This is a genomic window from Achromobacter sp., from assembly GCF_036567245.1.
In the GTDB taxonomy this organism is placed as follows: domain Bacteria; phylum Pseudomonadota; class Gammaproteobacteria; order Burkholderiales; family Burkholderiaceae_B; genus Achromobacter.
The window spans coordinates 1-5,822 of sequence record NZ_DATCUY010000610.1; the positions used below are offsets into that span (position 1 = coordinate 1).

6 protein-coding genes are annotated in these 5,822 nt (G+C 67.8%); all 6 read left to right on the top strand.

Features of this window, described 5'->3' with window-relative positions:
• On the top strand, nt 1-678 hold a 678-nt coding region (locus VIR09_RS25830; protein WP_332015444.1), incomplete at its 5' end, for a cytochrome c-type biogenesis CcmF C-terminal domain-containing protein.
• On the top strand, nt 675-1,196 hold the full coding sequence (locus VIR09_RS25835) for a DsbE family thiol:disulfide interchange protein (RefSeq protein ID WP_332015445.1): 522 nt from the start codon (nt 675-677) through the stop codon (nt 1,194-1,196). The genes VIR09_RS25830 and VIR09_RS25835, both read left to right, overlap by 4 nt.
• Nucleotides 1,193-1,651 (top strand): cytochrome c-type biogenesis protein, encoded by a 459-nt coding sequence (locus VIR09_RS25840; RefSeq protein WP_332015446.1) that lies wholly within the window; start codon nt 1,193-1,195, stop codon nt 1,649-1,651. Before VIR09_RS25835 ends, VIR09_RS25840 begins: the two co-directional genes overlap by 4 nt.
• Nucleotides 1,648-2,502 carry a c-type cytochrome biogenesis protein CcmI gene (gene ccmI / locus VIR09_RS25845; RefSeq protein WP_332015447.1) on the top strand — a complete coding sequence of 285 codons (855 nt, stop codon included), beginning with the start codon at nt 1,648-1,650 and terminating at the stop codon, nt 2,500-2,502. The genes VIR09_RS25840 and ccmI overlap by 4 nt, the downstream gene beginning before the upstream one ends.
• Before the next feature lie 15 nt (nt 2,503-2,517).
• Nucleotides 2,518-3,252: a cytochrome c biogenesis CcdA family protein gene (locus VIR09_RS25850; protein ID WP_332015448.1), complete on the top strand. Its 735-nt coding sequence runs from the start codon at nt 2,518-2,520 to the stop codon at nt 3,250-3,252.
• Nucleotides 3,253-3,353: 101 nt separating this feature from the next.
• On the top strand, nt 3,354-5,822 hold a 2,469-nt coding region (locus VIR09_RS25855), incomplete at its 3' end, for a heavy metal translocating P-type ATPase (protein ID WP_332015449.1).

Consider the following 5,822-nt stretch of genomic DNA (forward strand, 5'->3'; position numbering starts at 1 on the left):
CTGGCCGCCGCAGGCGCGCCCTGGCTGTTCGGCCGCTGGTCCGCAGGCGCGGCGTTGGGGCTGGGATTGGCCGCCTGGCTGGCGGGCGCCATCGGCGTGGACGTTTTCAAACGCCTCCACGCAACCCGCGACCGCTGGTGGCGCCAGCCGCGCAGTTGGGTGGGCATGCATCTGGCCCATCTGGGCGTGGCGGTGTTCGTCGCCGGGGTCACACTGGTAGGCAGCTACGAGACCGAGCAGGATCTGCTGATGCGGCCAGGACAAAGCGCCCCAGTGTCGTCATACCGCGTCGAGTTCAAAGGCGTGGATCGCGTGCGCGGCCCGAACTACGAGTCCGAAATGGGTACCTTCGCGCTCTATCGCGGCGAGCGGCACCTGCGCGACCTGCATCCTGAAAAACGTACCTACACGTCCTCGGCGCTGCCGATGACGGAAGCGGCCATCGCCGCCAACGGCTTGCGCCATGTCTACGTCGCGCTGGGCGATCCCATGGAGCATGGCGCCTGGAGCGTGCGCCTGTACTACAAGCCTTTCGTCGACTGGATCTGGGGCGGCTGCATCCTCATGGCCCTGGGCGGCCTGCTGGCGGTCTGCGATCCGCGCTACCGCCTGAAGCGGCGCGAGAAACAGCTGGCGCATCGCGCGCGGCCGGATACCGCGGTGGAGGCCAGGCCATGAGCCGCTTCATCTGGCCCCTGGCGGGCTTCGTGGCGCTGGTGTTCTTTCTCGGAATCGGCCTGACGCTCAACCCGTCCGAAGTACCATCGCCCCTGATCGACAAACCCGCGCCCGCGTTTTCCCTTCCCGAACTGCATGAGCCGCAGCAGACGTTCACGCCCGAGAGCATGAAAGGCCGGGTCTGGGTGCTGAACGTATGGGCGTCCTGGTGCTATGCCTGCCTGACTGAACACGCCTACATCCAGGAGCTGTCATCGCAGCATGGCGTCCCGGTCATAGGCCTGAACTACAAGGACATCCGGGACGAAGCCATCGCCTGGCTGGGGCGCAATGGCGACTCCTATGAAAAGTCCGTGTCCGACACCGATGGCAAGGTCGGCATCGACTACGGGGTCTATGGCGTACCGGAGACCTTCGTCATCGACCAGGCCGGGACCATCCGCTACAAACACATCGGTCCGGTAACGCGGGAGTCCCTGCGCGATACCCTTTTGCCGTTGATCCGGGGGCTGCAATGAAGAGCGCCCTGCGCGCCTTGGCGCTATCGCTGGCGCTGGGCTACGCCCATGGCGCCGATGCCTCGCCCGACGACCGCCGCGTCACCGAGATCGCCTCCGAACTGCGCTGCCTAGTCTGCCAGAACGAATCCATCGCCGCGTCGCGCGCCGACCTGGCGGTCGATCTGCGCGGCCAGATCCGCCAGCAGCTTGACGCCGGCAGGACCGAAGCCGAAATCCTGGCCTACATGGAGGCCAGGTACGGCGACTTCATCCTATATCGGCCGCGCCTGAAAGCCGCCACGCTGCTGCTGTGGTTCGGTCCGGCCGCGTTGCTGGCTGCCGGGCTGGCCGCACTGGCCCTGACCTTGCGCCGGCGCAGGACGCGCCTGGACCGCCCCGCACTGACTCCCCAACAGCGCCAGGCTGCCAACGCCTTGCTGGGCATCGAAGCTGAGAAAAGATCCGGATCATGATGCAATTCTTCTATCTGTCGGCGGCGTTGCTGGCTGCCCTCGTCACGCTATGGCTGATCGCCGCCATGCGGCGCACGCCGGCCGCCAACGCCACGGACAAGCGGCTAGCAGCGAACGTGGCGGTGCTGCGCGACCAGTTGCAGGAACTCGAGCGCGACCGCTCGAACGGCATCCTGTCGCAAGACGCCTTCGCGGAGGCCCGGGCCGAACTGCAGCGGCTGGCGCTCGAAGAAGCCGCCGAGGCGCAACGGCAGGCCATCACGTCGCGCCGAGGCCGCCTGCTGCCCGTAAGCCTGGCCATCGCGCTGCCGCTGGCGACCATTCTTGCCTACGTGGCGCTCGGCAACCCCGCCGCCATCGTTCCGCCCCCCGCGCCAGCCGCGCGGCCCGAGGTCAGCGCCGCCGACATCCAGGCCATGGTGGCCAAACTGCAAGCCCGGCTGGCCAGCAATCCCGACGACTATCAGGGATGGTTGATGCTGGCCCGGTCCTACCGCTACTTCGGCCGGCATGCCGACGCAGCCCAGGCCTTTGCCAAGGCCGCTCCCGTGGTGGACAGCAATCCGGCAGCCCTGGCCGAATACGCCGAGTCGCTGGCGCTCAGCGCCAACCGGGGCTTCGGCGGACAGCCCGACCAGCTGCTGCGGCGCGCGCTGGATCTCAACCCCGAAGAGCCGCTGGCCCTGATGCTGGCGGGCGCAAGCCGCTTTGACCAGCGCGACTTTTCCGCCTCCATCGATTTCTGGCAACGCCTGCTGGCCCAACTGCCCGCGGGCAGCGACATGGCGCACACCGTGAATGCAGGGATCGTGTTGGCCCGCCAGCGCCAGCACGAAAGCGCTACTCCATGACCGCGTCAGCCCATCATGCTTGACCTGTCCTTCCTCGGCTTCGCCACCGCCTTCATCGCGGGGACTGCGTCGTTCCTGTCGCCTTGCGTGCTGCCGCTGGTTCCGGGCTACCTGTCCTACATCGCGGGTGGATCCGGCGCGTCCGCGGACGACGGCCGCGCGCTGCGCTGGCGCATGCTAGGGTTGGCGGCCTGCTTCGTGGCCGGCTTCTCGGCCGTCTTCGTCATCTTCGGCGCCAGCGTCACTGCCCTGAGCCGGCTGCTGCTGTCCTACCGCTACGAACTGAACCTTGCCGCCGGCGCGATCATTGCGCTGGCAGGCTTGATGCTGCTGGGCGTCTTGCGCCTGCCGTCCTGGGCCCAGCGCTACTACCGGTTCGATCCAGCGGGCAAGGGCGGCCCCGGCGGTGCCCTGGTCCTGGGCCTGGCGTTCGGATTCGGCTGGACGCCCTGCATCGGTCCCATCCTCGCCAGCATCCTGGTGCTGGGCGCGGCATCGGCCAGCGTAGGCCAGGGCGTAGCCCTGCTAGGCGTCTACGCGCTGGGGCTAGGCGTCCCCTTTTTGCTGGCAGGCTGGTTCATGAGCCCCTTCCTGCGCCGCATGCAGGGCCTGAAGCGCGCGGGACGGATCTTGCGGATCCTGACCGGGCTGATCCTGATCGTGATGGGATGGGCCATCGCCACCGGGCAACTGGCCCGTTTCGCCATCTGGATGCTGCAGACCTTTCCCGCCTTGGGCAGGCTGGGCTGAGCGCCGTCAAATCCCTGCGATCAAACGCTTGACCTTGACATCATTGGAATCTTTATAGTGACACCCATCAGCAGGAAATTCCAAGTTTTCAAGGAGCGGATATGAGTGCCATCCCAGCAAACAGCGTCGCGGTCAGCCTGCCTATCGAGGGCATGACCTGCGCCTCCTGCGTGGGCCGGGTCGAAAAGGCCTTGAAGGCCGTGCCCGGCGTCAACAAGGCCAGCGTCAACCTGGCGACCGAACGCGCCGACATCACGTTTGCAGGCGCGCCGGACGTCGCCGCCGCCGTCCAGGCGGTGCAGAAAGCGGGTTACACGGTCGCCGAAAGCACCATTGAACTGTCCGTCACCGGCATGACCTGCGCCTCCTGCGTGGGCCGGGTCGAAAAGGCTTTGAAGGCCGTGCCCGGCGTCAGCAACGCCAGCGTCAACCTCGCCACCGAGCGCGCCAGCATCACCGCGGCCGGCGGCGTGCCCGCCAGCGCCCTGATCCAGGCCGTGGCCAAGGCCGGCTACGAAGCGAAAACCCTCTCGGCCGAATCCAGCGACACCGACGCCGTGGCCGAACGCCAGGCCGCCGAGCTGAAGTCGCTCAAACGCGCCCTGACCATCGCCACGATCTTCGCGCTGCCCGTGTTCATCCTGGAAATGGGCGCCCACATCGTGCCGGCGTTCCACCACGTCATCGCCGAGAGCATCGGCACGCAGAACAGCTGGTACCTGCAATTCGTGCTGGCCAGCATCGTGCTGTTCGGTCCCGGACTGCGCTTCTTCAAAAAGGGCATCCCCGCGCTGCTGCGCGGCGCGCCCGACATGAATTCGCTGGTCGCGGTGGGCACCTCTGCCGCCTACGCCTATTCGGTGGTCGCCACCTTCGCGGCCCAACTGCTGCCCGCCGGCACCGTCAACGTCTACTACGAGGCCGCCGCGGTCATCGTCGCGCTGATCCTGCTGGGCCGCTACATGGAGGCCCGCGCCAAGGGCAACACTTCCGAAGCCATCAAGCGCCTGCTCGGCCTGCAAGCCAAGACCGCGCGCGTGGTGCGCAACGGCGCGACGCTGGAACTCGCCATCGAGGACGTGGTCGCGGGCGACCAGATCGAAGTCCGCCCCGGCGAGCGCATCCCCGTGGACGGCGAAGTCGTGGAGGGCAACAGCTTCATCGACGAGTCCATGATCAGCGGCGAGCCCGTGCCGGTCGAGAAGCAGCCGGGCTCCGAAGTGGTCGGCGGCACCGTCAACCAGAACGGCGCGCTGACGTTCCGCGCCACCAAGGTCGGCGGCGACACGCTGCTGGCGCAGATCATCCGCATGGTCGAACAGGCGCAAGGCTCCAAGCTGCCGATCCAGGCCATGGTGGACCGCATCACGATGTGGTTCGTGCCTGCCGTCATGGCGGCCGCCGTCGTGACCTTCATCATCTGGCTGACGTTCGGGCCCGAGCCCGCCCTGACCTTCGCGCTGGTCAATGCCGTGGCCGTGCTGATCATCGCCTGCCCCTGCGCCATGGGCCTGGCCACGCCGACCTCGATCATGGTGGGCACGGGCCGCGCCGCGCAGATGGGCGTGCTGTTCCGCAAGGGCGAAGCGCTGCAGTCGCTGAAGGACGCCCAGGTCGTGGCCGTGGACAAGACCGGCACGCTGACCAAGGGCCGCCCCGAACTGACCGACCTGATCGTCGCGCCGGGCTTCGAACGCTCGGCCGTGCTGGGCAAGGTCGCCACCGTCGAAGCCAAGTCGGAACACCCGATAGCGCAAGCCATCGTGGACGCGGCGCGCGGCGAGAACATCGCGCTGGGCACGATCTCGCAGTTCGAATCGATCACCGGTTTCGGCGTGAGCGCCCGCGTGGACGGCGACCTGGTTGAGATCGGCGCCGACCGTTACATGCGCGAACTGGGCCTGAGCGTCGAGTCCTTCGGCTCGGACGTCGTGCGCCTGGGCGACGAAGGCAAGACCCCGCTGTACGCTGCCATCAACGGCAAGCTGGCCGCCATGATCGCCGTGGCCGACCCCATCAAGGAAACCACCGCCGCCGCCATCCGCGCCCTGCATGACCTGGGCCTGAAGGTGGCCATGATCACCGGCGACAACCGCCGCACCGGCGAGGCCATCGCCCGCCAGCTCGGCATCGACGAAGTGGTCGCCGAAGTCCTGCCCGACGGCAAGGTCGCAGCCGTGCAGCGCCTGAAGCAGCAATACGGCCCCATCGCCTACGTCGGCGACGGCATCAACGACGCGCCGGCCCTGGCCGAGGCGGACGTGGGCCTGGCCATCGGCACCGGCACGGACATCGCCATCGAGGCCGCGGACGTGGTGCTGATGTCGGGTGACCTGGGCGGCGTGCCCAACGCCATCGCCCTGTCCAAGGCCACCATCCGCAACATCAAGCAGAACCTGTTCTGGGCCTTCGCCTACAACGTGGCCTTGATTCCGGTGGCGGCGGGCCTACTGTATCCGGTCAACGGCAGCCTGCTGTCGCCGGTGTTCGCGGCGGGCGCGATGGCCCTGTCCAGCGTCTTCGTCCTGAGCAACGCGCTGCGGCTGCGCCGCTTCGCGGCGCCCTTCCCG

Coding starts and splice junctions, on each gene's coding strand:
- ccmI (WP_332015447.1), top strand. CDS start 1,648: ATGATGCAATTCTTCTATCTGTCGGCGGCGTTGCTGGCTGCCCTCGTC.
- VIR09_RS25840 (WP_332015446.1), top strand. CDS start 1,193: ATGAAGAGCGCCCTGCGCGCCTTGGCGCTATCGCTGGCGCTGGGCTAC.
- VIR09_RS25850 (WP_332015448.1), top strand. CDS start 2,518: ATGCTTGACCTGTCCTTCCTCGGCTTCGCCACCGCCTTCATCGCGGGG.
- VIR09_RS25835 (WP_332015445.1), top strand. CDS start 675: ATGAGCCGCTTCATCTGGCCCCTGGCGGGCTTCGTGGCGCTGGTGTTC.